The sequence below is a fragment of the Micromonospora sp. WMMD1155 genome (assembly GCF_029581275.1).
Classification (GTDB): domain Bacteria; phylum Actinomycetota; class Actinomycetes; order Mycobacteriales; family Micromonosporaceae; genus Micromonospora.
Genome location: NZ_CP120742.1, coordinates 2,742,549 through 2,767,406, shown reverse-complemented (window position 1 = coordinate 2,767,406; position 24,858 = coordinate 2,742,549). Strand labels below are relative to the sequence as shown.

Sequence of the window (24,858 nt, the reverse complement as noted above, 5' to 3'; positions counted from 1 at the left end):
CGCCTCGCGTCGGCGGGAGCCCGTCGCCGTATCCGCGGGTCGGTAGGCTGAGCGGTATGAAGGTTGTTGAGCGCTTCGGTTCCGGTCACCGCGTCCTCGTCACTGGTGGAGCCGGCTTCGTCCCGTCGCACCTGGTGGACGTCCTGATCGCCCGGGGCTGCACGGTGGTGGCGCTGGACAACTTCGTGACCGGTTCGAAGGAGAACGTCGCCCACCTGCTGGACCGGCCCACCTTCACGCTCGTCGAGGCGGACATCTCCGACGGCCTGCCCACTCACGACCCGGCGATGGCCGAGCGCTTCGACGCGATCCTGCACATGGCCTCACCTGCCAGCCCCACCGACTTCGCCCAACTGCCTGTCGAGATCCTCCGGGTCGGCTCGGTGGGCACCCTGCACCTGCTGGAGCGGGCGGTCGCCGACGGCGCCCGGTTCCTGATGGCCTCCACCTCCGAGGCGTACGGGGACCCGAAGGAGCATCCGCAGCGGGAGACCTACTGGGGCAACGTCAACCCGATCGGGGTCCGCAGCGTCTACGACGAGGCGAAGCGCTTCTCCGAGGCCGCGACGATGGCGTACCACCGCTACCGAGGGCTCGACGCGGCGATCGTCCGGATCTTCAACACGTACGGCCCGCGGATGCGTCCGGACGACGGCCGGGCCATCCCCACCTTCGTCTCCCAGGCGCTGCGCGGCGAGCCGATCACCGTGCACGGCACCGGCGACCAGACCCGTTCCATCTGCTTCGTCGAGGACCTGGTGCGGGGCATCCTGCTGCTGCTCGACTCGACCGAGACCGGTCCGGTCAACTGCGGCACCGAGCACGAGCTGTCCATGCGGCAACTCGCCGAGTTGATCGTGTCGCTCTCCGGCAGCAGCTCCGAGGTGACCTACGTCACGCGCAGCTCGGACGACCCGGAGATGCGCCGCCCCGACCTCACGCTCGCCCGCGAACTGCTCGGATACGAGCCGACGGTGGCGCCCGAAGACGGCCTTCGACGCACGATCGAGTACTTCCGGGCGCGGCTAGGGTAACCGGTCCGTCGCGTACCGCCTGCCGCTGAGTGTCGCCTGAAGGCGGTGGTGGCTCCCGCTACGTACCCTGAGTTACATGTCCGCGACTTCGTCTGCCGGCGTCCCTCATCCGTTCCAGCACCGCAGCGCCGGGCGCGCCTCGGTGCCCGGTCCCGATCGGGGCGCCTCCGGGCGCGCCCGTCCGACCGAGGCACGCTTCTACCCGTCGTACGACGAGGAGGAGCCCCGGCCCGGCGGCCCGAAGGGGCCCAGGGGGCCGGGCGGCCCGGGTGGCACCGGTGGGCCGGGGCGACGTGGCCCGCGGCCGCGCTGGGGTCGGATCGCCCTCGTGGCCGGGGTCGCGGTGCTGGTGCTGGCGCTCCTCGCCGGCGTTGGCGGCTGGCTCTACGCCCGCAACCTCAACAACGACCTGGCCCGCACCGACCCGTTCGCGGAGATCACCGGAGGCCGTCCGGTCAAGCCGGTCGACGGCGCGCTGAACATCCTGCTGGTCGGCAGCGACTCGCGGGACCCGGACGCGCCGGTCGACACCAAGAGTCAGTGGCGTGCCGACACGATCATCGTGATGCACATCCCGGCGGACCACCAGAAGGCGTACCTGGTCTCCATCCCACGCGACCTCTACGTGCCGATCCCGGAGAGTGCCGGCGCGGCCTGCGACTCCGGTGACCGCGCGAAGATCAACGCGGCGTTCGCGTTCGGCGGCCTGCCGCTGGCGGTCCGCACGGTGGAGTGCTTCACCGATGTTCGGATCGACCACGTGATGGCGATCGACTTCGGTGGGTTCAAGGAGGTCACCGACGCCCTCGGCGGGGTGGACCTGAAGGTGGAACGGACCATCACGTCGATCCACAAGCCGTACCGGACGTTCACCAAGGGCACGAACCACATGGACGGCGCGGAGGCTCTGGACTGGATCCGGCAGCGTAAGCAGTTCCCGGACGGGGACTTCGCCCGGATGCGGCACCAGCAGGAGTTCCTGCGGGCGCTGATGGACAAGGCGGCGAGCAGCGGCACGCTGGCGAACCCGAAGAAGCTCAACGATTTCCTCAAGTCGGTCACCGCGGCCGTAACCGTCGACCAGGGTTTCTCGGTTACAGACATGGCGCTGCAGTTCCGGAACCTGCGCGGTGAGAACCTCACCTTCGTGACCAGCCCGAACTCGGGCAGCGACACGATCAACGGCGAGTCGGTGGTGGTTTCGGACCGGGAGAAGGCGCTCGCCATGTACCGGGCCATGTCGGCGGACACCATGGAGGACTGGGTCACTGCCAATCCGCCGAAGAGCAACGACGGCGGCTGACCGGGGGCGGAGGGCCCGACGGCCGACCACTGGCCCGCCGTTCGGCTCATCGAGTGGCGACGATCGACCGAGTCCGTGGAAGTTGACGTCCGGATTGACCCGAGCTGAACTCGCAAAGTCGAATTGATGTCCGTACAGTGGTGCCGCCCCCTCCTGATCACGAGCTGGAGCACGCATGCCGGTTCAGGCCAGTCGTCGCCCTTCGTCCCCCGGGTCCGCCGCGCCCAGCGGTCGTGCTGCCGCAGCCATACCCGTGCAGGCACGCGCCTCGGGCGGCGGGCCGGGTGCGCGGCCGCCCGGCGTCGGCGGTGGCGGCCCTGCTGGTGGTGGCGGGCCGGCGAAGAAGCGGACCAAGCGCAAGGACCCACTGTGGGCCCGACTGACAGTGGTGTTCGGGGCGGTGCTGATGCTCGGCAGCGGCGTTGGCATCGTCGGCGGCAAGGTGCTGATCGGCCAGGCAACCGGGGACATCGCGCAACGTAACCTGCTGGGCGACGCCGGCAAGTCCGACGCCGAGGGCGGGGCGAGCCTCGACGGTCCGATCGACATGCTGCTGCTCGGCGTGGACGCCCGGGAGCGCTGGGCGGCCGACGACGTGCGCTCGGACAGCATCATCATCCTGCACATCCCCGCCACCCACGACCAGGCGTACCTGATCTCGATCCCTCGGGACACCGAGGCGCAGATCCCTCCGTTCAAGAAGAGCGGCTACGCCGGCGGCACCGGAAAGATCAACGGCGCGTTCCAGGCCGGTGCCGCCAACGGTGGCGGCTGGGAGGGTGGCGCGCAGCTGATGGCGCAGACCATCAAGCGGCTCACCGGGATCAGCTTCGACGGCGCGGCGATCATCAACTTCGGCGGCTTCAAGAACGTCATCGACACCCTGGGCACGGTGCGCATCTGCGTCAGCCAGGAGGTCAAGTCGCTGCACATGTCGTACGTCGACGGCAAGCCGATGTGGAACGCGGACGCCAAGAAGACCGGCAAGCCGCGGACCCCGGTGGTGCACAAGAAGGGCTGCCAGGAGATGGAGGGTTGGGCCGCGCTCGACTACTCCCGGCAGCGCAAGTCACTCAAGAACGGCGACTACGACCGGCAGGCCAACCAGCAGCAGCTGATCAAGGCGATGGCCAAGAAGGCCACCGACGGCGGGATGTTGACCAACCCGGCCAAGATGAACAACCTGATCAAGGCGGCTGGCAAGGCTTTCGTGCTGGACACCGGCGGCGTGGCGATCGAGAACTTCATCTTCACCATGCGCGGGGTCACCGCCAACGAGCTGACCATGCTCAAGACCAACGGCGGCACCTTCCACGCCAACGGCAACAACACCGAGGGCCTGAGCGAAGAGACGATGGCGATGTTCCAGGCCGTCAAGCAGGACAAGCTCGCCGAGTTCGTCTTCACCCACCCCGAGGTGATCTCCACCCGCAAGTGACGACCGGGAGTGGCGGAAAGCCAGCGACGGCGTCGTCACCGCCCGTAGCCTTGACGTGAGCAGGTTTCACGTGCGGCTGCGGGGAGGCGGTCACGTCCAGGTGGGGGCGGAACACGGCGGGCCGGAGCGCACCGGCACCGTCCACCCCCGCACGCCCCGCCCGCGGGTCGCGGATCATGCTCGGCATCGGCCTGGCCCTCGTCCTGCTGGCCGGGCTCGCCATGGTCGGGCTCAAGACGCTCAGCAACCGGTACGACCGAACGGTGACCAAGGAGCAGTTGCTCGACGCCGACGCCCGCACCGACCGCACCGACCTGGACGGGCCCCTCAACTACCTCCTGGTCGGCTCGGATCGCCGACCGGGCGACAGCGGGCCGGACCAACGCTCGGACACCATCCTCATCGTGCACGTACCCGCCGGGCAGCGGGAGGCGTACCTGGTGTCCATCCCGCGTGACCTGCTGGTCGCCATCCCGCCCGGAAACGGCTTCGGCGGCGGCCAAGACAAGATCAACGCGGCGTACGAGCACGGCGGAGGTGGGCAGGCCGGCGCCCGTCTGCTCTCCGCCACCCTGCACCGGCTCACCGGCATCCGGTTCGACGGCGCCGCACTCATCGACTTCTCCGGCTTCCGCAAGGTCATCGACCTGCTCGGCGGGGTGGAGATGTGCGTGGACACCGAGGTCCGCTCGATCCACACCGACCGGGTCTTCCCCACCGGCTGTCAGCGCATGGACGGGGCACAGGCGCTGGACTACGTACGACAGCGCTACGACCTGCCCGGTGGCGACTACGACCGACAGCACCACCAGCAACAGTTGCTCCGGGCGATGCTGGACAGCGCCGGCAAGGCGGACCTGCGCAGCAACCCGGTCAAGTTCGACCAGGTGCTCCGGGCGGTCGGCGGGTCGTTGACGGTCGACACCAACGGCGTACCCCTGGAGGATCTGCTCCTCGCGCTGCGCGCGCTGCCGCCCGACGGGATGCGCGGCGTCCAGGTGCCGTCGTCACCGCAGACCATCGACGAGGTCTCGTACGTGGTGCTGGACAACGGGGGCAACGGGCTCTTCGAGGCGGTTCGCGGCACTCGGGTGCCGGCCTGGGCACAGGCCAACCCGCGCTGGGTGACCCGGTTGTGACGGTGGCGACGGCCCTGTCGGTGCCGATCCGGCCGACGAGGATCTAGTGTTGCTTCCTGTGTTCGGACCCCAGGTTCCCACCGTGCCCGTGACCGAGATCGACGACGAGACCTACCTGCTGGATGTGCGGGAGGCCGACGAGTGGGCCGCCGGCCACGCTCCCGCCGCCCACCACCTGCCGATGATGGAGTTACCGGCACGGATGGCCGAGGTGCCCACCGACCGGGACGTGGCCGTCGTCTGCCGCTCCGGCGGGCGTTCCGCCCAGGTCGTCGCCTACCTGGTCAACAACGGGTGGGACCGGGTGCGTAACGCCGACGGTGGGATGCGCCAGTGGGCGGCGGTCGGCCGACCGGTGGTCGACGCGGACGGGCAGCCCGGCCAGGTCATCTGAGGCGGGCGGGATGGGCGGCCCACTGGTCTTCGCGCACCGCGGCGCCTCGTACGACCTGCCCGAGCACACCCTCGCCGCGTACCTGCGCGCTCTCGACGAGGGCGCCGACGGGCTGGAGTGCGACGTCCGGCTGACCCGGGACGGGCACCTGGTGTGCGTACACGACCGTCGACTCGACCGCACCAGCAACGGTCGCGGTCTGGTCAGCGCGCGAACGCTCGCCGAGTTGGACGCGCTGGACTTCGGCTCGTGGCATCCGGGCAGCGCACCGACCGGCGACCTGCCGCCGGACGAGTCGCACACGCGGTTGCTGACCCTGGCCCGGCTGTTGGACGCCGTACTCGACGCGGGTCGGCCGGTCCGGCTGCTGGTGGAGACGAAGCACCCGTCGCGCTACGGCTCGAACGTGGAGCGACGACTGGTCACCATGCTGCGCCGGTACGGGCTGGCCGACCCGGCGCCGGACGACCCGGTGCAGGTCACCGTCATGTCGTTCTCGCCGCTGGCGGTCCGCCGGGTCCGGGAGCTGGCCCCGACCCTGCCCACCGTGCTGTTGCTGGAGGGGTTGCCACGCTGGTTGCGGCTGGGTCGGCTGCCGTTCGGCACCCGGATCGCCGGGCCGGGCATCGGTCTGGTCCGGGGTCGGCCGCAGCTGCTGCCCGCACTGCGTGCGGCCGGCAACCAGGTGTACGTCTGGACGGTCAACGAACCGACCGACCTGGAGCTGGTGCTGTCCGCCGGGGTCGACGGGATCATCACCGACCGGCCGGCGTACGCCCTCGCCCGACTGGGCCGCTGACTCGGCCGGGGGTGTCCGAATCCGAGTCGACCGGGCAGACTCGGCACATGCCGGAGCGTATCGATTTTCCCGCTCTCCTCGGCGGCCACACAGTCGTCATCGAGATGATCAACTCTGGGGACGCGGGCCTGCCGGTCCTCACCCAACTGCTCCGGGTGGCCCAGCCGGCGATCGGTGCGACAGGCATGGCGTTCGTCGAGTTCGGCCCGACCGGCGGTCGGGTGATCTCCGCGACCGGCGCCGCGGAGTGGGCCCTCGGCCGTCCGCTGGCGGTCGACGACCCGGACACCGTCTGCCTGCTCGCCGGGCCTCGGGCACGCCAGGTGCGGGTGGGCCACCTCAACGGCAAACTGGCCGCCGAGCTGGCCGGCAGCGACCTGCGCTGGATGGTGGTCTCCCGGGCGGAGATCGGCGGCCACACCGTGGGCAGCCTGCACGCGCTCTACCCGGGCGACGGCGAACCGGGCCCGGAGCAGCAGGGGGTGGTCGCCTACCTCGCGTCCTGCGTCGCGCACATGTACGGCGACCAGAGCGGCCTGCCGGTGCACGGTGACGGCCCGGTGGTGGCGGCACTAGCCGACGGGTTGGCAGTCGTCGACCGGGACGGGCACGTCCGACTGTGGAACCCGGCCGCCGCCCAGGTCACCGGCCGGGCGGCCGAGCAGGCGCTGAGCCGCCCCCTGCCGTTCCCGCTGCCGCCCTCCGGTCAGGTGCGGGACCACCGGATGCCGGACGGCCGCTGGCTACGGATCACCTCCGGCGACCTGCCCGGCCCGGGCACGCTCCGGGTGGTCACCTTCCGCGACATCACCGACCAGCAGCAACGCGACCACGACCGCGATCTGTTCGTCGCCGTGACCAGCCACGAGCTACGGACGCCGGTCACCGTGATCAAGGGGTACGCGGACACGCTCACCGACCACTGGGAGTCGCTGACCGAGGTGGATCGGCGGCAGGCCGCCCGGGTGATCGGGCAGCGCGCCAACGAGCTGGCCCGGTTGGTCGACCGTCTCCTCTCCTCGGCCGCCGAGGCGGGGCCGGGCGACGAACCGGCGACACCGTTCGACCTCGGCGAGGCGCTGCGTGCCGCAGTCGTCGACCTGCCCGCGGAGTTGCGCCGTCGGCTGGTGCTGCTGCTCCCGAACGACCTGCCCAAGGCGCTCGGTCACCGGCCCAGCCTGGCCACGGTGTTGACCGAGTTGACGACCAACGCCGGCAAGTATTCTTCACCGGACTCCCCGATCGAGATCACCGCCTCGGTCGACGGCCAACTGGTAGCGTTCCGGGTCAGCGACCGGGGCATCGGCATTCGACCGGAGCACGTGGAGCGCGCGTTCGACAGGTTCTGGCAGGGCGAGTCCGGCGACCGACGCGGCTACCCGGGGGCGGGTCTCGGCCTCTATCTCGTCCGCCGGATCGTTGAACAACAGAATGGATGGGTATCCCTACGTCCGAGAACGGGCGGCGGTACGGTCGCAGAGGTGCGACTACCCCGCTGTTGACCGAGGTGGCGCGACGTGGAGGCGACGGTGGCAGCGGCAGTGACGGATCGGGCATGGTGCGTGGTGGTTCCCCACCATCCGGCCGGGGCACGGCTGGCCCGGCACCGGCTCGCCGACGAGCTGGCGGACGTCGTACCCCCGACGCTCCTCGCGGATCTGATCGCGGTGCTCGCGGAGCTGGTGGGTAACGCGGTGCGGCACGCCCGGCCGCTGCCCGGCGGAGTCATCCGGGTCGCCTGGCGGCTACGGTCCTCGGCCGAGGGTCCGCTGATCCAGTTGCGGGTCACCGACGGCGGCGCGAGCACCGGCCCGCGGATCCGGACGGCCGGCCTGGACGCGGCGGACGGTCGCGGACTGCACATCGTCGCCGGTCTGGCGACCCGCTGGGGGGCCGAACGGGACGGCATGGGCCAGCGCGTCTGGGCGGAGTTCGATCCGGCGCCGACACCCCGACCCGGCCTGGTGCCGGCGGGCTGAACCCCGCCGAACGCCCCCGGGTGGTGGCGACTTCGGTGGCCGCCGGGCGGAGGTCGGGTGGGTCCGGCCCACGGCGAGCCGGTCGGGCCTCTAGGCTGTGACGCCGTGAGCAAGCGTCGAAAGAGCCAGCGCACCGCCGCCGACACCGCCCCCCGCAAGGACAAGGTGCGGGACATCTTCGTGCCGCGTCCGTTCGACGGGTTGGTCGACGAGCCCGAGTGGATCGCCCTGCGCGAGCTGGTGCCGGCGGCCTCCGCGCCGCTGCGACTGGCACCCGCCCTGGTCGAGGAGTTCGGCGACCGGTCGGCGACGCTCGCCACGGTGCTGCCGATGGCCGCGCCGGCGATCACCAAGCCGGACGGCCGGGTGCTCATCGGCCTTCAGCGCCACCAGCAGTCCGGTGACGTCTCCCGGGACCTGGCCGAGGCGCTGCTCTGCGCCCTGCGGACCGAGCCGGGCGGTCAGGTGTCCGTGCCCCCGTTGCCCGGCCCCGGCCCACGCCTGCAGGACATCCTCGTGGACGGCCCACTGGACGTCAGCATGCACGAGGGCTTCGAGTTCTGGCTCGACCCCGGGGCCGCCGACGACCCGACCGTCCAGGCGTCCCTGGAGCGGGCGAACGCGGCCGTCTACCCGACGGTACGGCTGACCGCGGCGAAGGCCGCGTACTGGTGCCAGGTGCCGGAGAAGGCGCACGTGCGCTGGGTGTTGCCGGACGACGAGGACGCCGCCCTGGACGCGCTGGCCCGTCTCGGCGCGGCCGGCTCGCTGACGCTCGGCGAGCAGACCAAGTTCGCCGGCATGTTCCGCGCGCACGGCCGCCTGGTCCCGGTGTGGGACCTGCCGGAGGAGACTCCGGCGACGGACTGGGAGGACCCGGTGGCGCAGTTCGCCAAGCGCTACGCGGAGGCACTGGCCGCCGACGGCCCACTGGACGCCGCCGGCCGACGCGCCCGCCAGGGTCTACTCGGTCGCCAGCTCACCCTCCGCTGAGCCGCGGAAGGGCGCCTATTCCGGCGAGGGTGCCCTTCCCCGCAACGGGTCGCGGGTGATCGGGCAGGACATGCAGCGTGGGCCGCCCCGGCCGGAACCCAACTCGGACCCGGCGATCGGGATCACCTCGATACCGGCCCGCTCCAACTGGGCGTTGGTCTCGGTGTTGCGCTCGTAGCCGACGCAGAGTCGAGGCGCCAGGGCGAGGGTGTTGTTGCCGTCGTCCCACTGCTCGCGTTCCGCGGTGACCGGATCCAGCCCGGTGTCGATGACCCGGAGCACGTCGAGGTCCATCGCGTCGGCGGCGGCGCGCAGGAACGGCGCCGGACCGTCCACCCGCGGGTCCGCACCGTCCGCTCCGGCGATCACGGTGTACGCGGACAGCGTGCTCGCGATGTTGGGGTACATCAGTACGGCGTCCACGTCGACCATCGTGCAGACCGTGTCGAGGTGCATGGTGGCGCGTTTCTGCGCGATCGGCACCACCAGGATGGTGTGGGCCAGACCGGCCGCGAAGACCTGCCTGCCGAGGCGTTCGGCACCGGCCGGTGTGGTCCGCTCGCCCACCCCCACCGCCAGCACCCCGGGCGCGAGCAGCAGCACGTCCCCGCCCTCCAGGTGTTCCAGGTTCGGGCGGTAGACGAACTCGGTACCGGCGAACCGTGGGTGGTGACGGTAGATGGCGTCGGTCAGGGTGGTCTCGCGGCGGCGTGCGGGCATCGCCAAGCTGGTGACACCGACCCGGTCGCCGATCCAGAGCGACGAGTCGCGGGTGAACAACAGGTTCGGCAACGGATCGATGACGAAGTCGTGCCTGTTCATCAGGGTGTAGACCAGCCCGCCCGGTCGTTCCGAGCTGATCCGCAGCTCCTCGTGGGCCAGCCCGGCGGTGAGCACGTCGGCCAGGGCCGCCGGGTCCAGGTAGGAGAGGTGGTCGGAGACGCGGGCGCGCAGGGTGTCCCCGAGTCGCCGGGAGCGCAACACCTGTTCGGTGAGTTCGGCGCGGGCGTCCGCCACGGCGAGTGTCTCGGCCAACAGGGTGGCCAGGTAGAGCACCTCGACCCCGCGTTGGCGCAGGGCGGCGGCGAAGGCGTCGTGCTCCTCCTGGGCGCGCCCGACCCAGGGGATCGCGTCGAACAGGAGCGAGTCGTTGTTGCGCGGGGTGAGCCGGGCCAGTTCGGGGCCGGGCCGGTGCAGCAGCACTGTGCCGAGCCGGCCGACTTCACTGTCGACGTAGTGGGTCACTCCCGCAGCGTAGGGCAGGGTTTGGCGGCATCCGACAAAAGAACTGTGGATGAATATGGCATTCATCCACAGTCATTCCGGCGCTCCGGCTTGCCGAACACCGGGAGTGACAACGTAGGGTAGTGGGGACATAACTTCGAGGGACCTTTTGCCGGAGGTCACGATGACTGTCTTTCCCGCACGACGAGCCGTACCGTCCGCCCGGGCACTGCCGCCCGTCGCGGTGCCACACCCCCGGGTCGAGTCGCCGGGGGTTCTCGCACCAGTCCGTCCGACACCCCTCGAATGGGCCCGCCGTCGTCGGGCCGAGCGGGGTGCGCGTCGCCTGGAGGCGGCCGGCGCGCGGGCACTGGGCCAGCTCGACCACCTCGGGCCCGCCTGGCACGTCATCGAGTGGCCGCGTACGGACGTGACAGACGTCCTCGACCACGGTCAGGACGACCGTGCCGGGTTCCTCGCCATCGGGCCGAGCGGCCTCTTCGCGGTGACCATCGCCGACCACGGTCGGGCCAGGGTGCTCGTCGCCGGCGACGTCGTGCAGATCAACGGCAAGCGTCCCCCGTACGTGGCCGAGTCCCGCCGGGACGCCAAGCGGGCCAGCAAGGCCCTCTCCGACGCGGTGGGGCTGCCCGTCCCGGTGACTCCGGTGCTGACCTTCGTCGGCTCCGGCGTGATCAGTGTCTACGGCCTCCCTAAGGACTGTCTGATGGCCACCCACCGGGAGCTGGACCGGCTTCTCGTGGCTGGTGGCAGCCGGATCAGCCCGGCCACGGCCGAGAAGCTCTCCCGGGTCGCACAGCACCCCAGCACCTGGTTGAACGGCACGTACCGTCCAACGGCCGACTACCGGTGGTACGACGAGGGCCGAACGGCCGCTGACAAGCCGGCCCACCGCCGGTAACGTCACCGGCGACGCCACGCGGCTCCGGTCCCCCCGTTCACCTCACCGGTTTCGCGCCGTCACCAGCCGCGTCGGTGCAGACTGCGCGGTCCGGTGACCCGGTGCGCTCGGTGATTCCGTCGGCGACCCGCTAGCGTGGACAGTCGATCGGTGCACATAGGAGGCGCGGTGGCCCACGTCGAACTTTCGCTCTCGGAAGCGTTCGTGCCGGCGGCGCGAGCCTCGACAGAGCCGGAGTCCGACAATGTCGGCCAATGGTCCTCGACGGTGTCCCGGGCCGACGAGCCGTGCCTGCTGATCGACGCCGACACGAGGGTGGTGGCGATCTCCACGGCCGGCTGCGAGCTGCTCTGCCTGGGCGAGCCGGGCGGTCTGATCGGGCGGCCACTACTCGACGGCGGGTTGCGCCTGCTCGACTTCACCGCCAACCGGGGCGTGCTGACCGAGGCCGAGATCGACAAGATCCCGCCCCTGCTGGCGCTCTCGTCCGGCCGACTCGCTCGTGGGTTACTCCGAGTGCAGGCCGCCTCGCCTAGCAGCTCCGACGCGACCGTCGACGCGATCTCCACGCCGGTGCTCACCGACGGCGCCGTCGCCGGCTCGCTCACCTTCTTCTCTGAGGTCTGACCTGCGGCGGAGTGTGTCGTTCACCGCACGCGGCGATGCTCGGAGGAGCCCTCGCGCAACCCGTAAAGTGCCATCATGCTCGATATCGCTCTACTGCCCGGGGAATACGCTGTGTGTCGGCTGGCGGCCGGCACCCCGCTGCCGGAAGCGATGTCGAACGGCCTCGGTGACACCGACGTCGTCACGGTGAGCTGGACCTCCGACGGGATCTCGGTGATCTGCCCGACGGATCGGGCTCCGGCGCAGACCGTGGTGGAGACCGTGTGGCGCTGTCTCCGGGTCACCGCGTCCGCGGAACCGGGCGGAGTCGGCAGCCTGGCCGCGCTCGTCGACCCGCTGGCCGAGGCACGGGTCAGCGTGGTCACCTTCTCCACCTTCGACACCGACTACCTGTTGGTGCCGGCCGTCCGGCTGACCGAGGGCACGGCCGCGCTACAGCGCGCCGGGCACCGGGTCACCGGCTGATCTTCACCCCCGAGGGCCGCTCACCCTACGATGGGCTCGGCCACCCCGGCCGTGACGAATTCTCCGATGTCCCGAGGATCGGCCCGTGCCGTTCACCCCACCCCGCCCCGCGCCTCCCCCGGCGCGGACGACGATCCACGTCCCGCCGGCGACCCGCTCCCGGACGACCGGCCACGCCCCCGCACGCACCCTGGCGGTCACGCTCGCGGTGTTCGCCGTCGCGGCGCTGTCCGGGTGTGGCGCGCCTCCCGGGGTGAGGACGCCGACCGCCCTGCCCACCGGCAGCGCGTCTGCACCGGCGCCCGGCCCGAGCATCGCACCCACCACCCCACCGGTGACCGCGCCGCCCTCCGTTCCGGTCACGCCGACCACCGACGCCGGGTCGGTCGCGACGGCCTGCCGCAACGGGCCGACCGGGCAGCGGGTGGTGCAGTTGCTCCGTGGCCGGGCCGGGGTGCTCCCGGCCAACGTCCGGGTCCAGGTCCGCACCGGGCCACTCTGCGCCGCCGACTGGCAGTTCACCGTGCTGGCGGTGACCGGGCACGAAGAGCTCCAGGTGGTCACCCGGGGCCGGGCGAGCGCCCCGGAGCTGGTCACCGCCGGCACCGACGTCTGCACCATCGAGGTACGCGCCGCCGGGCCGCCCGGAATCCGCGCCCTGGCCTGTGAGGCTGGTCCGGCCACCCGGCCGGGTGCGTAGGCTGATCGGCATGCCGGGAACACCGCCGACACGCTTCGTCTACCTCGGGCCGGAGGGGACCTTCGCCGAGCAGGCCCTGCGCTCCGTCCCCGCCGCCGAGCGCGGCACCCGTACGCCCGCCCGTAGCGTCGGGGAGGCTCTGGACAGCGTCCGGGCCGGGGACGCCGACGCCGCGCTGGTGCCCTTGGAGAACTCGATCGGTGGCGCGGTGGGCGTCACGCTGGACGAGATGGCCGAGGGCGAGCCGCTGGTGATCACCCGGGAGGTGATCCTGCCGGTGGAGTTCGTGCTCGGTGCCCGACCGGGCACCTCGTTGACGTCGATCCGGACCGTGGCGGCCCACCCACAGGCGTCCACCCAGTGCCGAGGTTGGCTGCGTGACCATCTGCCGGACGGCGTGGTGGTCGACGTGCTGTCCAACGGGGCCGCTGCCGCCGGTGCCGGGGCGGGCGAGTACGACGCGGCGATCTGCGCACCGATCGGGGCGGCCCGGCACCGGCTCGCGATCCTCGCCGACAAGATCGCGGATCACCCCGACGCGGTGACCCGGTTCGCGCTGGTGTCCCGGCCGGGGCCGCCCCCGCCGCCGACCGGCGACGACCTCACCTCGCTCGCTGTCTACATCGCCCACGACCGGGTCGGCGCCCTGCTGTCGGTGCTCATGGAACTGGCCGTGCGCGGGGTCAACCTGACCCGGATCGAGTCCCGCCCGACCGGTGAGGCCCTGGGCCGGTACGTCTTCTTCCTGGACTGCACCGGGCACGTGGCCGACGTACGCCTGGGCGAGGCGCTGCAGGGGCTGCGCCGGGTCTGCGCCGACGTCCGCTTCCTGGGCTCGTACCCCCGGCACCGGTGGGCCGAGACGGCCGGCGAACGGCCGGTGCCCGCGCCCGCCGGCCTCTCCGACGTCGACTACGCCGACGCGGCGGCGTGGTTGGCTCGGCTGCGCACCGGCGAGTTGACCTGAGCGGGCCGGGCGCCCCGGTTCCGGGAGCGCCCCGCCCGGCGGTCAGCTCAGCAGACCGCCGAGCAGACCGCCCTCCTGCTGCTGTTGACCGCTGCCCATGACCGGCGGCTCCTCGGACGGCTGCACCACGACGAAGCCCTGACCGGCGAAGCTCATCGTGAACGATTCACCGGTGCGGCGACCCAGCAGCGTGCCGAGGCCCAGTTGCTCGGCCCGGTGGTAGCCGGTCTGGAGGCTGGCCGACCAGCAGACCGCGGCCTGCGGGTCGACGTACGTGGGGGCGTCCACGTTGAGCACGACCGGGGTGCCCTTGGTGGTGATGGCGATCCGTCCGTAGCCGCTGAAGACGCAGTTGAACAGGCCGGACGAGGAGGCCATACCGGCGCCGCCGACCATCCTGATGTCGTACTGGAGGGTCGAGTCGAAGGCGAGCACGCTGGAGCCGTTGATGGAGAGTGCGTCACCCGGCTCCAGGTCGATGATGTGCACGTCCTTGGCCAGCTCGGCGAGGAAGACGTCACCCTGGCCGGAGACCTTCATCAGCGGGACACCCTCGCCGGTGAGCTTCTGCTTGAGGAACTTGCCGAGGCCGCCCGAGCCGAGCGCCTGGAACTGCACGTTCCCCTGGTAGGCGACCATCGAGCCGACCCGGGCCATCGCCTCGCCGTTGAGTTCGATCTTCAGCATCTTGGAGTTCTGCAGCCGCATGCCGGGCTGAGCGGACTCCTTCTCCAGGTTCTCCGAGGAGAACAGCTCGCTGCGCATGAAAGGTGCCTCCTGACAGGGATTCGCGGTCGCTGCACCGACGGTAGGTTAAGGGGGCAACCACGGCACGGGTGGCGCGGCGACCGCCGGCCCCCCGGGGGGTCAGCCCCAGCCCAGTGCGTGCAGTCGCTCGTCGTCGATGCCGAAGTGGTGGGCGATCTCGTGCACCACGGTGACCGCCACCTCGTCGACGACGTCGTCGTCATCGTCGCAGATCCGCAGGATCGGGTGTCGGTAGATGAAGATCCGGTCCGGCAGCACGCCGGAGTAGTCCCAGCCACGGCTGGTGAGGGCGTGGCCCTCGTAGAGGCCGAGCAGGTCTTGCTCGCCCGGCGGCGGGTCGTCCTCGACGAGGATCACCACGTTGTTCATCAGGCCGAGCAGCTCTTCGGGCACCTCGTCGAGGGCCTCGCCGACCAACTCCTCGAAGCGCTCGCGGGTCATCTCCACCGGCACCTCACCCATTCTGCCCGATGGCGGGTCCGGCCCGCCGGGTCAGCGGTGCGGCCGACCGGCTCCGCGGGTCACGGAGAGAGCGACCGCCCGGGGTGGGCGGAGACTCTCTCCGTGGTCGAGCGGTGTCGGATCGACCGGCTCAGGAAGCCAGGCGCGCGTTGAGGGTGATCTCGGCACCCGGCGAGAGCAGTCGGGAGATCGGGCAGTTGGCCTTGGCGGCCTCGGCGAGCTTCTGGAACTCCGCGTCGTCGATGCCCGGAACCTGGCCGACGGTCTCCAGGTCGATGCGGGTCACGGTCATCCCGGCGTCGGTCTTGTCCAGGTGGACCTTCGCGGTGGTCTCGACCGAGGTGGGCGTCGAGCCGGCGTCGGCGAGGGCCTTCGAGAACGCCATCGAGAAGCAGCCCGCATGCGCGGCGGCGATCAGCTCCTCCGGGTTGGTGCCCTCGCCCTCCTCGAAGCGCGACTTGAAGGAGTAGTTGCCGGACAGGCCACCCTTACCGGTGCGGACGGTGCCGGCACCCTCGGTGAGATTGCCCTGCCATTGTGCTGAAGCGGTACGGATAGGCATGCAGAGAACGCTAGCGGAAAGGTGACCGCCGAGCGACCGACCGGCGCGGACGCACGCCCTGCGATCCCCGTCACGCGCCGCCGGCTGTGCCATGATTCGACCCAGGTCCGTGACCGGCGGAAGGATGTCCGATGCCCGAGGAGCTACCGATCCCACGGCAGGGCGACCGGTCCGACGGTCCAGCCGTCATCGAGTGGGGTGCCGACGACGATCCGACTCCGCGCGGCCGGTTCGGTTGGTCGGTGGCCGGGTTCGTGCAGGACCCTCGGCTGCCCCTGCTGCTGGCCGGTCTGGGCGCGGTGGCCGGGGTCGCGTCGATGGTCGGCGAGTGGTTGGTGATGAGCCTCCCGAACGCTGGGCCGGAGGGGGACACCACGATCGAGGTGCCCGCCGGGGTGTCCGAGGTCGGCGGCTTCGGTACCGGCTACCTGGTGGGGCTCCTCGTCCTGGTCTGCACGGTGGCACTCGCGCTGCGCGGCACGGCGGCGGTGCGGTCGAACGCCCGGCTGGTCGGTCTGACCCTGGCCGGTGCGCTGCTGGCGTTGCTGGTCGCCGCAACGGCCACCCTCAACGACTCCGGCCAGCGGACCTTCTTCTACTCGACGCAGGACGGCTTCCGGACGGAGTACGGCCGGGGTCTGGTGATGGCGTTCGCCGCCTGTGTGCTGCTCGGCGCGGCGCTGCGGCTGGCGTCGAACACCACGCCCGCACCGGCGGGCGACGAGCAGGCGGGAGACGGCTCAGCGGCACGCGGCTGGCGCCGCCGGCACCGTGGCCCGGTCGACGACGGCCTCCCCGGCCCAGCCGACCTGACCGTCACTCCCGCCACTCCCTTCGCCCGCCCGGACAACCAGACCTGACCCGTCCCGGGCCGCTGCCCCCCGGCGACCGCCGGTTGGCCCACTCCAGGTCGCCGAAGTGGGGGTGTCCGGCACCGCAACGCCCCCGAGTCGCCGACCTGGAAGTGGATCACGCGGTGGGCACCTCCGACTGATGGCCGGACGTCTGCCGTCGTTGGTGACCGATTCGCCTGGAAGACATGGTTGGGGCCCTTTTCCCGAGGTACGGTTGCTGCCCGCCGTCACGCCGGGCCTCGGCTTCCCGACCGCACGGCAGGCTGCGACGGCGGCGGGCGAAGGAGGAACGATGACCCGCCCGGGACTGCCCAAGCTGATCGCGACCGACCTCGACGGGACGCTCGTCCGCAGCGACGACACCGTCTCCGCGTACACCCATGGGGTGCTCGACCGGGTGCGGGCCGCCGGGATTCCGGTGGTCGGCGCGACCGGTCGCGGCCCTCGGCTGACCGAGTTGACCCGCAACGACATCCGCGCCGCCGACTTCCTGGTGATGGCCGGCGGCGGGCGGGTGGTCGACCAGAGCGACCCGTCGGGCCCGGTGGTGTTGCGCGACGAGCGGCTCCCCGCCGAGGTGCTGGCCCGGCTGCTCGCCGACCTGGAGGCCGAGGTCGGGCCGCTGACGGTGATGGTCGAGGCGTCCGACGAGCACGACGCCCCGCTCTGGGGTGACTACCACGAGAGTTGGCCCTACCAGGACCGGTTCGAGGCGCGGAGCCGCGCGGAGTGCCTCTCCTGCGACGTGATCAAGGCGTTCGCCCGGACCGCCGACCACCACGTGGACGAACTGCTGGCGGTGGCCCGCCGGATCGTCTCACCGCAGGTCGCCACGCTCACCCAGGCCGGGCTCGGCTTCATCGAGATCTGCCCGCCCGGCGTGGACAAGGCGAGCGGGTTGACCGTGGTGGCGCAGACGCTCGGGGTCGACCCGGCCGATGTGCTGGTCTTCGGCGACATGCCCAACGACCTGCCGATGTTCGAGTGGGCCGGCTGGGCGCGGGTGGCGGTGGCCAACGCGCACCCGGACGTCCGTGCCGCCGCCGACGAGGTGACCCTGCGCAACGACGACGACGGAGTGGCGGTATATCTGGACCGGCTACTGTCCCGGTGATGGGAGAGACACCCCGCCTGATCGCCACCGACATCGACGGCACGCTGATCCGCGACGACCACACCGTCAGCCCACGCACCGCCGACGTGCTCGCGCGGATCTCCGCGCGAGGCACGCCGGTCATCCTGGTCACCGGCCGTCCGGTCCGCTGGCTCAAGATGGTGTACGACCAACTGGCCGAGCCCCTACCGGCGGTCTGCGCCAACGGGGCCGTGGTCTACGACCCGGTCGACGACGAGGTGCTCCGCGCCGACCCGCTCGCGCCGCAGCACCTCGCCGAGGTGGCCCAGCGGCTACGCGCCGAGGTGCCCGGGATCAGCTTCGCCGTGGAGATCCTGGACAGCCGGCAGATGCGGCACGAGGCGCACTACCCACTGCGCTGGGATGTCGACCCGGAGGGCATCCGAGCGATCGAGACGCCGGAGGAGTTGCTCTCCCTTCCGGCGGTGAAGCTCCTCGCCCGAGCCGGTGAGCAGGACCCGGACGCCTTCGCCGAGCTGATCGCCACCGCCGTGGCGGGGCTCGCCGAGGCCACCCACTCGTCGTCGTCCGGCCTGGTGGAGATCTCCGCGGCCGGAGTCACCAAGGCGGCGGGCCTGGCCTGGTACTGCGATCGGATCGGGGTGGACGCCGCCGACGTGGTGGCCTTCGGCGACATGCCCAACGACGTGCCGATGCTGACCTGGGCCGGGCGGGGCGTGGCGGTCGCCAACGCGCACCGCGCCGTCCTGGCGGTCGCCGACGAGGTGACGACGACGAACTCCGAGGACGGCGTGGCGGCGTACCTGGAAAAGATCTTCGGGGTGGGCTGAGTCGGTCAGAGGTACTGGCCGGTGCTGTGGCCCTCACCGCCGCCGGGCTGGCCGATGCCCGACGGCATCCCGGGGACCATCCCGCCGGGGCCGCTGGGCAGAGCCTGGCGGCCCCCGCGCATCTGCTCCAACTGAACCCGCGCGGCCATCTGCTGAGCCACCAGGGCCGCCTGGATGCCGTGGAACAGGCCCTCCAGCCAACCGACGAGCTGGGCGTGCGCGATCCGCAACTCGCCCTCGCTGGGGGTCTTGTCCTCGGTGAAGGGCAGCGAGATGCGCTCCAACTCGTCCCGAAGCTCGGGGGCGAGGCCCTCCTTGAGCTCGACGATCGACCGCTCGTGGATCTCCCGCATCCGGTTGCGGCTGGCGTCGTCGAGAGGTGCCGCCTTCACCTCCTCGAGCAACTGCTTGATCATGCTGCCGATCCGCATCACCTTGGCCGGCTGTTCGACCAGGCGGGTCGGGTCTTCGCCCTGCCCCTCGTCGGTCTGCATCGTGCCGATCGGCTGCCCGTCCGGGCCGACCACCACAACGGTGCCGGAGTGGCCGGAGTCGTCGGTGCCGGGCTCGTCTTGTCCAGCGGAACGCGCGTCGGTCATGGGGTCCATCTTTACCCAGCGGTTGCGAACCATGCCGCCCGGGACCTACTCCCGGGGCCGAACCACCCGGCCGGGGCGCGCTACCGTCGCGCCATGCCTGCCGACCCGCGCGCCGTGTTGACCCGGCCCGCGCCGAAACCCGACCGGACCGTCGCGTACGGGGACCACCCGGATCAGGTGGCCGACCTGCGCCGCCCGGCGGGGACCGGCCCGGCCCGGCCGCTGGTCGTCGTGGTGCACGGCGGTTTCTGGCGGGCCGAGTACGACAGACGGCACACCGGCCCGTTGGCCGCGGCACTCGCCGCCGCCGGTCACCCGGTGGCGCAGGTGGAGTACCGGCGGACCGGGCAGCCGGGAGGCGGCTGGCCGGGCACGTTCACCGACGTGCTGACCGGGGTGGCCGAGTTGCCCGCGCTGGCCGCCGACGCGCTGCCGGGCCGGGTGAGCCGGGCCGCGCCGATCCTGCTCGGGCACTCCGCCGGCGGCCACCTGGCGATGTACGTGGCGGCGACCGCCCCGGCGACGGTGGCCGGGGTGCTCGCGCTGGCCCCGGTGGCCGACCTGGGTGAGGCGTACCGGCGGGACCTGGACGGGGGTGCGGTGGCCGCGTTGCTCGGCGGCGGTCCGACCGAGGTCCCGGACCGGTACGCGGCAGCCGATCCACGGATGCTGGTACCCATCCGGACACGCACAGTAGTGATGCACGGCTCGGAGGATCACCAGGTGCCGGCGGAGATGAGCCGGGACTTCGTCGCGGGGGCCCGTGCCGCAGGATCCGATATCTCCCTTGTTGAACTGCCCGGATGCGAGCATTTCGGGCTGATCGATCCGGAGTCGCCGGCGTGGCCTCAGGTCCTCGTTATGTTGCGGTCCCTGCACGATGATCACTAGCCATTGACGCAGCGTCGCGGACCAGGTAGAACGCCGGAGGGGCGGTGTTCGGCCCTGCAATGCTTCCTGGAAGGAACTCGGTGTCGCAGATGAATCGCAGGCGGGCGCTCCAACTGTTGGCCGCGCTCGGTACGACCGGGTTCGTCGCCGGATGTGGCTCCGACACCGACGCCCAACCGGCCGCTGACCTCAGCCCGGTCAAGATCGGTCTGATCACGCCGCAGGGCGGCGGGTTCAAGAGCATCGGCGACGACATCACCAACGGTTTCCAGATCTTCCTGGACCTGCACGACCAGAAGTTGGGTGGACACCCGGTCGAGCTGTTGACCGCCGACGAGGGTGACACCGCGAAGACGGGCAAGGCCGCCGTCGAGGGCCTGCTCAAGCAGGGCGTGCTGGCGCTCACCGGCGTGGTCAACTCGGCGGTGATGGTCGGCATCCGGGACACCGTCGAGGAGGCGCGCGTCCCGCTGATCGGCTCGAACGCCTCACCGAGCAGTCTGCAGAGCGTCTTCTACATCTGGCGGACGTCGTACGTGCTGGACGAGGCGGGCCGCGCGCTGGGCCGCTACCTGCGCGACCAGTTGCCGGCCAACGGCCGCGTCGCGATCATCGTGCCGGAGAACGTCGGCAGTCCCGACGTGGTGCGTGGCTTCAAGCAGGAGTTCGGCGCGACCGACTCGCGGATCAGCGACCCGGTGACGTACACGAGCGCCACCGCCAACCCGGGCAAGACCACCTACGCCTCGGACATCAGCAAGGCGCTGGCCAAGAAGCCGACCGCCGTCTTCTGCTTCTTCGCCGGGGCGGCCGCCGTGGAGTTCATCAAGCAGCTTCGGGAGAAGTTCTCCGGGCCCATCTACGCGCCCGGCTTCCTCACCGAGGGCACCGTGCTGGAGAACCTGAAGGAGAACGCGCTGGGCATCCAGACCGCGCTGAACTACTCGGCCGACCTGAACAACACCTCCAACCGGGTCTTCGCCTCGGCCTACCGCAAGAAGCACCAGGTCACGCCCACCACCTACGCCATGGCGTCGTACGACGCGGCACAGGTGCTCGACCAGGCCATCCAGCTGACCGGCGGAAAGCCCACGCCGAAGGACGTCAACCTTGCCCTGGGCAAGATCGGCCAGATCGACAGCCCGCGCGGCATCTGGCAGTTCAACCAGCCGCGCACCCCGCAGCAGAAGTGGTACCTGCGAGAGGTGCAGCGCGACGGTCAGGTCATGTCGAACGTGCTGATCAACGAGCTGGCCACGCTGGGCTGAGCACCCGCCACGACGAGGTCAGGGGCCGGTCTCCCGTTCGGGAAGCCGGCCCCTGGCGTACGAGCTGACGTGCGGTCAGTGCCGCAGCTCGGCGATGCAGCACTTCACACTGCCGCCGCCCTTCTTCAGCTCGGCCAGCTCGACCGGAACCGGGGTGTAGCCGGCGGCCTTCAGCTTGCCCGCGAGGCGGGTCGCCTCGCTGTTGAGCACCACGTTGGCACCGTCGCTGACCAGGTTGAGCCCGAAGGCCATCGCGTCCTCGTCGTCGGCGATCACCGCGTCCGGGAAGAGCTGGGTGAGCACCCGCTGGCTGGCGGCGGAGAACGCGCCCGGGAAGTAGACGACGTTCGAGTCGTCGATCGCCGCGAGCGCCACGTCGAGGTGGTAGAAGCGCGGGTCGATCAGCCGCAGCGACACCACCGGACGGCCCAACGCCTCCTGCGCCTCGGCGTGCGCCGGAATCTCGGTCCGGAAGCCGTGCCCGGCCAGGATGAGCCCGCCGTGCGCCTCCGGCACGTACGCGAAGTCGCCCTCGCCCTCGTTGGTCTCGCTCGGCGCGACGAACCGCCAGCCCTGCGACTCGTAGAAGGCGTGGTGAGCCGCGGCCTCGGCGGCCCGCTGCTCGTGCTTGAACCGTGCGCCGTAGACACTGCCGTCGACGGTGAAGGCGCCGTTGGCGGCGTAGACCATGTCGGGCAGGCCGTGCTCGGGCGTGAGCAGGTGCACCTCGTGGCCGAGGCCGATCAGCGTCTCGCGCAGCCGGTCCCACTGTTTGACGGCCAGGTCCCGGTCGACCGGGGTGGTCACGTCCATCCACGGATTGATCGCGTACTCGACCGCGAAATGCTCCGGCGAGCACATGAGATATGTCCGCTTTCGCGGGAATCGCTGCTGGTTCACGGTCACCAAGAGTAGGTACCGTAGAACTTTGGTAACAGCCACAACCGTTGCTTCCCAGAGGCGGAACGTTGCAGATAGACGCGGTCGACCAGCGGATCATTGCGTTACTCGTCGCGGACGCCCGAGCGTCGTACGCCGACATCGGCACCCGGGTGTCACTCTCCGCCCCAGCCGTCAAGCGTCGCGTCGACCGGCTCCGGGCCACCGGCGTGATCAGGGGATTCACGGCCGTGGTGGATCCGGCCGCCGTCGGGTGGACCACCGAGGCCTTCGTCGAGCTGTTCTGCGCCGGCCGGACGACACCCGCACAGATCGGCGTTGCCACCCGCCGGCACCCGGAGGTGGTCGGCGCCTACACCGTCTCCGGCGAGGCGGACGCGCTCGTACACCTGCGGGCCGCCGACATCGCCCACCTGGAGGCGGCACTGGAACGGTTGCGGGCCGAGTCCTTCGTGACGTCCACCCGCAGCACCATCGTGCTCTCCAGGCTGGTCGAGTCACCGGGCGTGGGCCCGTCGAACGGGGCTTGACCTCAAGCCGGGTTCACCTGCTCCAGTGGTGCGTGCGGACACGACGCGGAGGGGGAGACATGCGGGCGATCTGGCTACACGAGTTCGGCGGGCCCGAGGTGCTGGTGCCCGAAACCACACCCGACCCGACGCCCGGCCCCGACCAGGTGCTGATCGACGTGGCGCACGTGAACATCACCTTCGTCGAGACACAGCAGCGCTCCGGTCGCCCCGGCCCGTTCCGGGTCACCCCACCGCTGATCCCCGGCAACGGGGCCGGCGGAGTGATCACCGCCGTCGGGTCGGACGTCGACCCGACGCTGACCGGGCGTCGGGTGATCAGCGCCACCGGCGGCTCCGGCGCGTACGCCGAACGCGTGGTGGTGGACGCGTCCGCCCCGATCGAGGTGCCCGCCGAACTGGCCCTGGACGAGGCGGTGGCGCTGCTGGCCGACGGGCGTACCGCCATCATGCTGGTCGAGGCGGTGGCTGTCCGGCCGGGTGACCGGGTGCTGGTGGAGGCCGCCGCCGGCGGCGTGGGCAATCTGCTGGTGCAGCTCGCGTCCCGGTCCGGCGCGCGGGTGGTCGGCGCGGCCGGTGGGCAGCGCAAGGTCGAGCTGCTACCCGGCCTGGGCGCCGAACTGGCGGTCGACTACCGCCGGCCCGACTGGCCCGACCTGGTCCGAGCAGCGATGGGCGGAGTCGACGTGGTGTTCGACGGTGTCGGCGGGGCGACGGCTCAGGCGGCATTCGACCTGGTGGAACCGGGCGGTCGCATGATCAGCTTCGGCTTGGCCAGCGGCGAGTGGTCCCCGGTCTCGGCGGAGGTCGCCGCGGCACGGCAGGTCACCCAGATCCGGCCGAACGTGCCACCCGCGCGGCTGCGGGCGTACACCCGGCAGGCCCTGGCCGACGCGGTTGCCGGCCGCCTACGACCGCTGATCGGTCAGCGATTCCCGTTGGAACGCGCCGCCGACGCGCACGCCGCGATCGAAGCGCGCACGACGGTCGGCAAGACCCTGCTGGACAGGCTTTAGAGATACATCCCGGTGCGGTGCTCCGCGTCGTCGCGCCGAACCGGCTTGTCACCCTCGCCGAAGAACCGCTTACCGCCGAACTCGCCGTGCAGACGGTCGTCCAACTCGTCGGCGAGACCGGTCATCACCTGCACCGCGAGCATCAGATGGGTGGCCTGGAAATTGCGGCCGAAGACCGGGATGGACGCCCAGACGGTGTCGTCGGCGCAGTAGAGACGGCCGATCGGCATCCGGTTGGTCAGCTCGGAGAGCTTCACGTAGAGCCGCTCGGTCGGCTCCACCTCGGTGAGGATCGGGGAGAAGACGTCCACCAGGGGTGGGTTGTCCCGCACCCGCACGAAGACCATCGCCGAACCGGCCCGGATGTTGATGTCGCCGTCCGAGTCGACCTGCAACCGGTCGGTGTCCGACTTCAACATCGTGGAGACCACGGTACGGACCCGGTCCGCCAGGTCGAGCACGTCGTCCCGCTCGGCCTGCGCGGCAGCCGCCTCCGCCAGCGCCTCCTCCAGGTCGGCCTCGACATCGGCGTCCGGACCGAACTCGCTGCGCGCCGTGCCCAGCGCGTCCACCGCCAACGGCTCGCCGTCGGCGTCGTGCACCAGGTAGACGAGGAAGGCCGGGTGTGGGGCGCCGTAGACGTCGCGCAGCGTGCGGGAGAGCAACGCGGCGATCCGGGTCGAGTCGGCCGTCGTGGCGTCCAGCCCGAAGGAACCGCCGGAGCCGGCGACCACCCCGGGCGGCGACCACCCGAGCGCGATCATGTCCGCCACCGCGCCCCGGTCCAGTCGGTAGCCGGCCGGCAGCGTGGCGTTGCCGACCGCGCGGGCGGACAGCGCGCCGTCACCGCCCACGTCGACGCTGATCGAGTAGACGGCGTCTCCGGTGCCGGAGGCGGTGGGATCGAGGGTCACGTCGAGGTGCGCGCCCACCGGAAGGTCCCGCAGTCGTACGGCGAGCGCGCGGGCGAACTCCCGCCACGCCTCGGTCACCTTCGCCCGCAGGTCGGTGGTGCTGGGCTCGTCGAGCAGGATCGACTCCGCCGCGCTACCGGGCAGCTCACCGTCCGAGGCCGAGGGGTGGTCAGCCGTCATGATC

Annotated in this window: 28 protein-coding genes; 21 read left to right on the top strand and 7 right to left on the bottom strand. The window is 71.3% G+C overall.

The window, feature by feature from the left end; translation table 11 throughout:
* Nucleotides 1-56 precede the first annotated feature (56 nt).
* The 9 genes from O7617_RS12505 to O7617_RS12465 all read left to right on the top strand — a co-directional run bounded on the left by O7617_RS12505 (nucleotide 57) and on the right by O7617_RS12465 (nucleotide 9,079).
* Nucleotides 57-1,034, top strand: a complete 978-nt coding sequence (locus O7617_RS12505) for an NAD-dependent epimerase/dehydratase family protein (protein ID WP_282263646.1) — start codon at nucleotides 57-59, stop codon at nucleotides 1,032-1,034.
* Nucleotides 1,035-1,110: 76 nt separating this feature from the next.
* Nucleotides 1,111-2,337 carry an LCP family protein gene (locus O7617_RS12500; RefSeq protein WP_282263644.1) on the top strand — a complete coding sequence of 409 codons (1,227 nt, stop codon included), beginning with the start codon at nucleotides 1,111-1,113 and terminating at the stop codon, nucleotides 2,335-2,337.
* A gap of 253 nt (nucleotides 2,338-2,590) precedes the next feature.
* On the top strand, nucleotides 2,591-3,775 hold the full coding sequence (locus O7617_RS12495; RefSeq protein ID WP_282263643.1) for an LCP family protein: 1,185 nt from the start codon (nucleotides 2,591-2,593) through the stop codon (nucleotides 3,773-3,775).
* 176 nt (nucleotides 3,776-3,951) lie between these two features.
* The gene (locus O7617_RS12490; RefSeq protein ID WP_282263641.1) at nucleotides 3,952-4,914 is read left to right on the top strand and encodes an LCP family protein; all 963 of its coding nucleotides are present in this window, start codon (nucleotides 3,952-3,954) and stop codon (nucleotides 4,912-4,914) included.
* Nucleotides 4,915-4,972: 58 nt separating this feature from the next.
* Nucleotides 4,973-5,308 (top strand): rhodanese-like domain-containing protein, encoded by a 336-nt coding sequence (locus tag O7617_RS12485; protein ID WP_282263640.1) that lies wholly within the window; start codon nucleotides 4,973-4,975, stop codon nucleotides 5,306-5,308.
* A 10-nt stretch (nucleotides 5,309-5,318) separates the two neighbouring features.
* A complete protein-coding gene (locus O7617_RS12480; RefSeq protein ID WP_282263639.1) occupies nucleotides 5,319-6,107 on the top strand; it encodes a glycerophosphodiester phosphodiesterase family protein in 789 nt (262 codons plus the stop codon).
* A gap of 47 nt (nucleotides 6,108-6,154) precedes the next feature.
* Nucleotides 6,155-7,609 (top strand): PAS domain-containing sensor histidine kinase, encoded by a 1,455-nt coding sequence (locus O7617_RS12475; protein WP_282263637.1) that lies wholly within the window; start codon nucleotides 6,155-6,157, stop codon nucleotides 7,607-7,609.
* 60 nt (nucleotides 7,610-7,669) lie between these two features.
* The gene (locus O7617_RS12470) at nucleotides 7,670-8,086 is read left to right on the top strand and encodes an ATP-binding protein (protein WP_282264716.1); all 417 of its coding nucleotides are present in this window, start codon (nucleotides 7,670-7,672) and stop codon (nucleotides 8,084-8,086) included.
* 105 nt (nucleotides 8,087-8,191) lie between these two features.
* Nucleotides 8,192-9,079: a DUF5926 family protein gene (locus O7617_RS12465; protein WP_282263636.1), complete on the top strand. Its 888-nt coding sequence runs from the start codon at nucleotides 8,192-8,194 to the stop codon at nucleotides 9,077-9,079.
* Nucleotides 9,080-9,094: 15 nt separating this feature from the next.
* Here O7617_RS12465 and O7617_RS12460 read toward each other — a convergent pair whose 3' ends face one another.
* Nucleotides 9,095-10,324: an arginine deiminase gene (locus tag O7617_RS12460; protein ID WP_282263634.1), complete on the bottom strand. Its 1,230-nt coding sequence runs from the start codon at nucleotides 10,322-10,324 to the stop codon at nucleotides 9,095-9,097.
* A gap of 163 nt (nucleotides 10,325-10,487) precedes the next feature.
* Here O7617_RS12460 and O7617_RS12455 point away from each other — a divergent pair, with 163 nt between their 5' ends.
* The 5 genes from O7617_RS12455 (at nucleotide 10,488) to pheA (ending at nucleotide 13,984) form a co-directional block, all read left to right on the top strand.
* Nucleotides 10,488-11,225 carry a hypothetical protein gene (locus O7617_RS12455; RefSeq protein WP_282263633.1) on the top strand — a complete coding sequence of 246 codons (738 nt, stop codon included), beginning with the start codon at nucleotides 10,488-10,490 and terminating at the stop codon, nucleotides 11,223-11,225.
* Between the two features lie 168 nt (nucleotides 11,226-11,393).
* On the top strand, nucleotides 11,394-11,852 hold the full coding sequence (locus tag O7617_RS12450; RefSeq protein WP_282263632.1) for a hypothetical protein: 459 nt from the start codon (nucleotides 11,394-11,396) through the stop codon (nucleotides 11,850-11,852).
* Nucleotides 11,853-11,927: 75 nt separating this feature from the next.
* Nucleotides 11,928-12,317: an ACT domain-containing protein gene (locus O7617_RS12445; protein WP_282263630.1), complete on the top strand. Its 390-nt coding sequence runs from the start codon at nucleotides 11,928-11,930 to the stop codon at nucleotides 12,315-12,317.
* A 190-nt stretch (nucleotides 12,318-12,507) separates the two neighbouring features.
* A complete protein-coding gene (locus O7617_RS12440; RefSeq protein WP_282264715.1) occupies nucleotides 12,508-13,017 on the top strand; it encodes a hypothetical protein in 510 nt (169 codons plus the stop codon).
* A gap of 10 nt (nucleotides 13,018-13,027) precedes the next feature.
* Nucleotides 13,028-13,984 (top strand): prephenate dehydratase, encoded by a 957-nt coding sequence (gene pheA, locus O7617_RS12435; protein ID WP_282263628.1) that lies wholly within the window; start codon nucleotides 13,028-13,030, stop codon nucleotides 13,982-13,984.
* A 42-nt stretch (nucleotides 13,985-14,026) separates the two neighbouring features.
* Here pheA and O7617_RS12430 read toward each other — a convergent pair whose 3' ends face one another.
* The 3 genes from O7617_RS12430 to O7617_RS12420 form a co-directional block, all read right to left on the bottom strand.
* Nucleotides 14,027-14,749, bottom strand: coding sequence for an AIM24 family protein (locus O7617_RS12430; RefSeq protein ID WP_282263627.1), 723 nt, complete (start codon nucleotides 14,747-14,749; stop codon nucleotides 14,027-14,029).
* A 102-nt stretch (nucleotides 14,750-14,851) separates the two neighbouring features.
* Nucleotides 14,852-15,199 carry a metallopeptidase family protein gene (locus O7617_RS12425; protein ID WP_282264714.1) on the bottom strand — a complete coding sequence of 116 codons (348 nt, stop codon included), beginning with the start codon at nucleotides 15,197-15,199 and terminating at the stop codon, nucleotides 14,852-14,854.
* Nucleotides 15,200-15,344: 145 nt separating this feature from the next.
* Nucleotides 15,345-15,776, bottom strand: coding sequence for an OsmC family protein (locus tag O7617_RS12420; RefSeq protein ID WP_145778392.1), 432 nt, complete (start codon nucleotides 15,774-15,776; stop codon nucleotides 15,345-15,347).
* Between the two features lie 131 nt (nucleotides 15,777-15,907).
* Between O7617_RS12420 and O7617_RS12415 the strand changes: the two genes are divergently transcribed.
* The 3 genes from O7617_RS12415 (at nucleotide 15,908) to O7617_RS12405 (ending at nucleotide 18,556) form a co-directional block, all read left to right on the top strand.
* A complete protein-coding gene (locus O7617_RS12415; RefSeq protein WP_282263623.1) occupies nucleotides 15,908-16,636 on the top strand; it encodes a hypothetical protein in 729 nt (242 codons plus the stop codon).
* Nucleotides 16,637-16,922: 286 nt separating this feature from the next.
* Nucleotides 16,923-17,744 (top strand): HAD hydrolase family protein, encoded by an 822-nt coding sequence (locus O7617_RS12410; RefSeq protein WP_282263622.1) that lies wholly within the window; start codon nucleotides 16,923-16,925, stop codon nucleotides 17,742-17,744.
* Complete coding sequence (locus O7617_RS12405) at nucleotides 17,744-18,556, top strand: HAD family hydrolase (RefSeq protein WP_282263621.1); 813 nt, start codon at nucleotides 17,744-17,746, stop codon at nucleotides 18,554-18,556. The genes O7617_RS12410 and O7617_RS12405 overlap by 1 nt, the downstream gene beginning before the upstream one ends.
* Nucleotides 18,557-18,561: 5 nt before the next feature.
* Here the strand turns inward: O7617_RS12405 and O7617_RS12400 are convergent, their stop codons facing one another.
* Entirely contained in the window at nucleotides 18,562-19,164 is a 603-nt protein-coding gene (locus O7617_RS12400; RefSeq protein ID WP_282263620.1) for a bacterial proteasome activator family protein, read from the bottom strand.
* Nucleotides 19,165-19,248: 84 nt separating this feature from the next.
* Between O7617_RS12400 and O7617_RS12395 the strand changes: the two genes are divergently transcribed.
* Nucleotides 19,249-20,046 carry an alpha/beta hydrolase gene (locus O7617_RS12395; protein WP_282263619.1) on the top strand — a complete coding sequence of 266 codons (798 nt, stop codon included), beginning with the start codon at nucleotides 19,249-19,251 and terminating at the stop codon, nucleotides 20,044-20,046.
* A gap of 80 nt (nucleotides 20,047-20,126) precedes the next feature.
* Nucleotides 20,127-21,314, top strand: a complete 1,188-nt coding sequence (locus O7617_RS12390; protein WP_282263618.1) for an ABC transporter substrate-binding protein — start codon at nucleotides 20,127-20,129, stop codon at nucleotides 21,312-21,314.
* Between the two features lie 75 nt (nucleotides 21,315-21,389).
* On the opposite strand, the gene ddaH is transcribed toward O7617_RS12390, so the two are convergent.
* A complete protein-coding gene (gene ddaH, locus O7617_RS12385) occupies nucleotides 21,390-22,223 on the bottom strand; it encodes a dimethylargininase (RefSeq protein ID WP_347660641.1) in 834 nt (277 codons plus the stop codon).
* Nucleotides 22,224-22,282: 59 nt separating this feature from the next.
* On the opposite strand from ddaH, the gene O7617_RS12380 reads away from it, so the two are divergent.
* Together O7617_RS12380 and O7617_RS12375 are read left to right on the top strand one after the other, a co-directional pair.
* Nucleotides 22,283-22,744 carry an Lrp/AsnC family transcriptional regulator gene (locus O7617_RS12380; RefSeq protein WP_282263617.1) on the top strand — a complete coding sequence of 154 codons (462 nt, stop codon included), beginning with the start codon at nucleotides 22,283-22,285 and terminating at the stop codon, nucleotides 22,742-22,744.
* A 59-nt stretch (nucleotides 22,745-22,803) separates the two neighbouring features.
* Complete coding sequence (locus O7617_RS12375) at nucleotides 22,804-23,760, top strand: zinc-binding dehydrogenase (protein ID WP_282263615.1); 957 nt, start codon at nucleotides 22,804-22,806, stop codon at nucleotides 23,758-23,760.
* Here O7617_RS12375 and O7617_RS12370 read toward each other — a convergent pair.
* Nucleotides 23,757-24,854: a hypothetical protein gene (locus tag O7617_RS12370; RefSeq protein ID WP_282263614.1), complete on the bottom strand. Its 1,098-nt coding sequence runs from the start codon at nucleotides 24,852-24,854 to the stop codon at nucleotides 23,757-23,759. The genes O7617_RS12375 and O7617_RS12370 overlap by 4 nt on opposite strands.
* Nucleotides 24,855-24,858 lie beyond the last annotated feature (4 nt).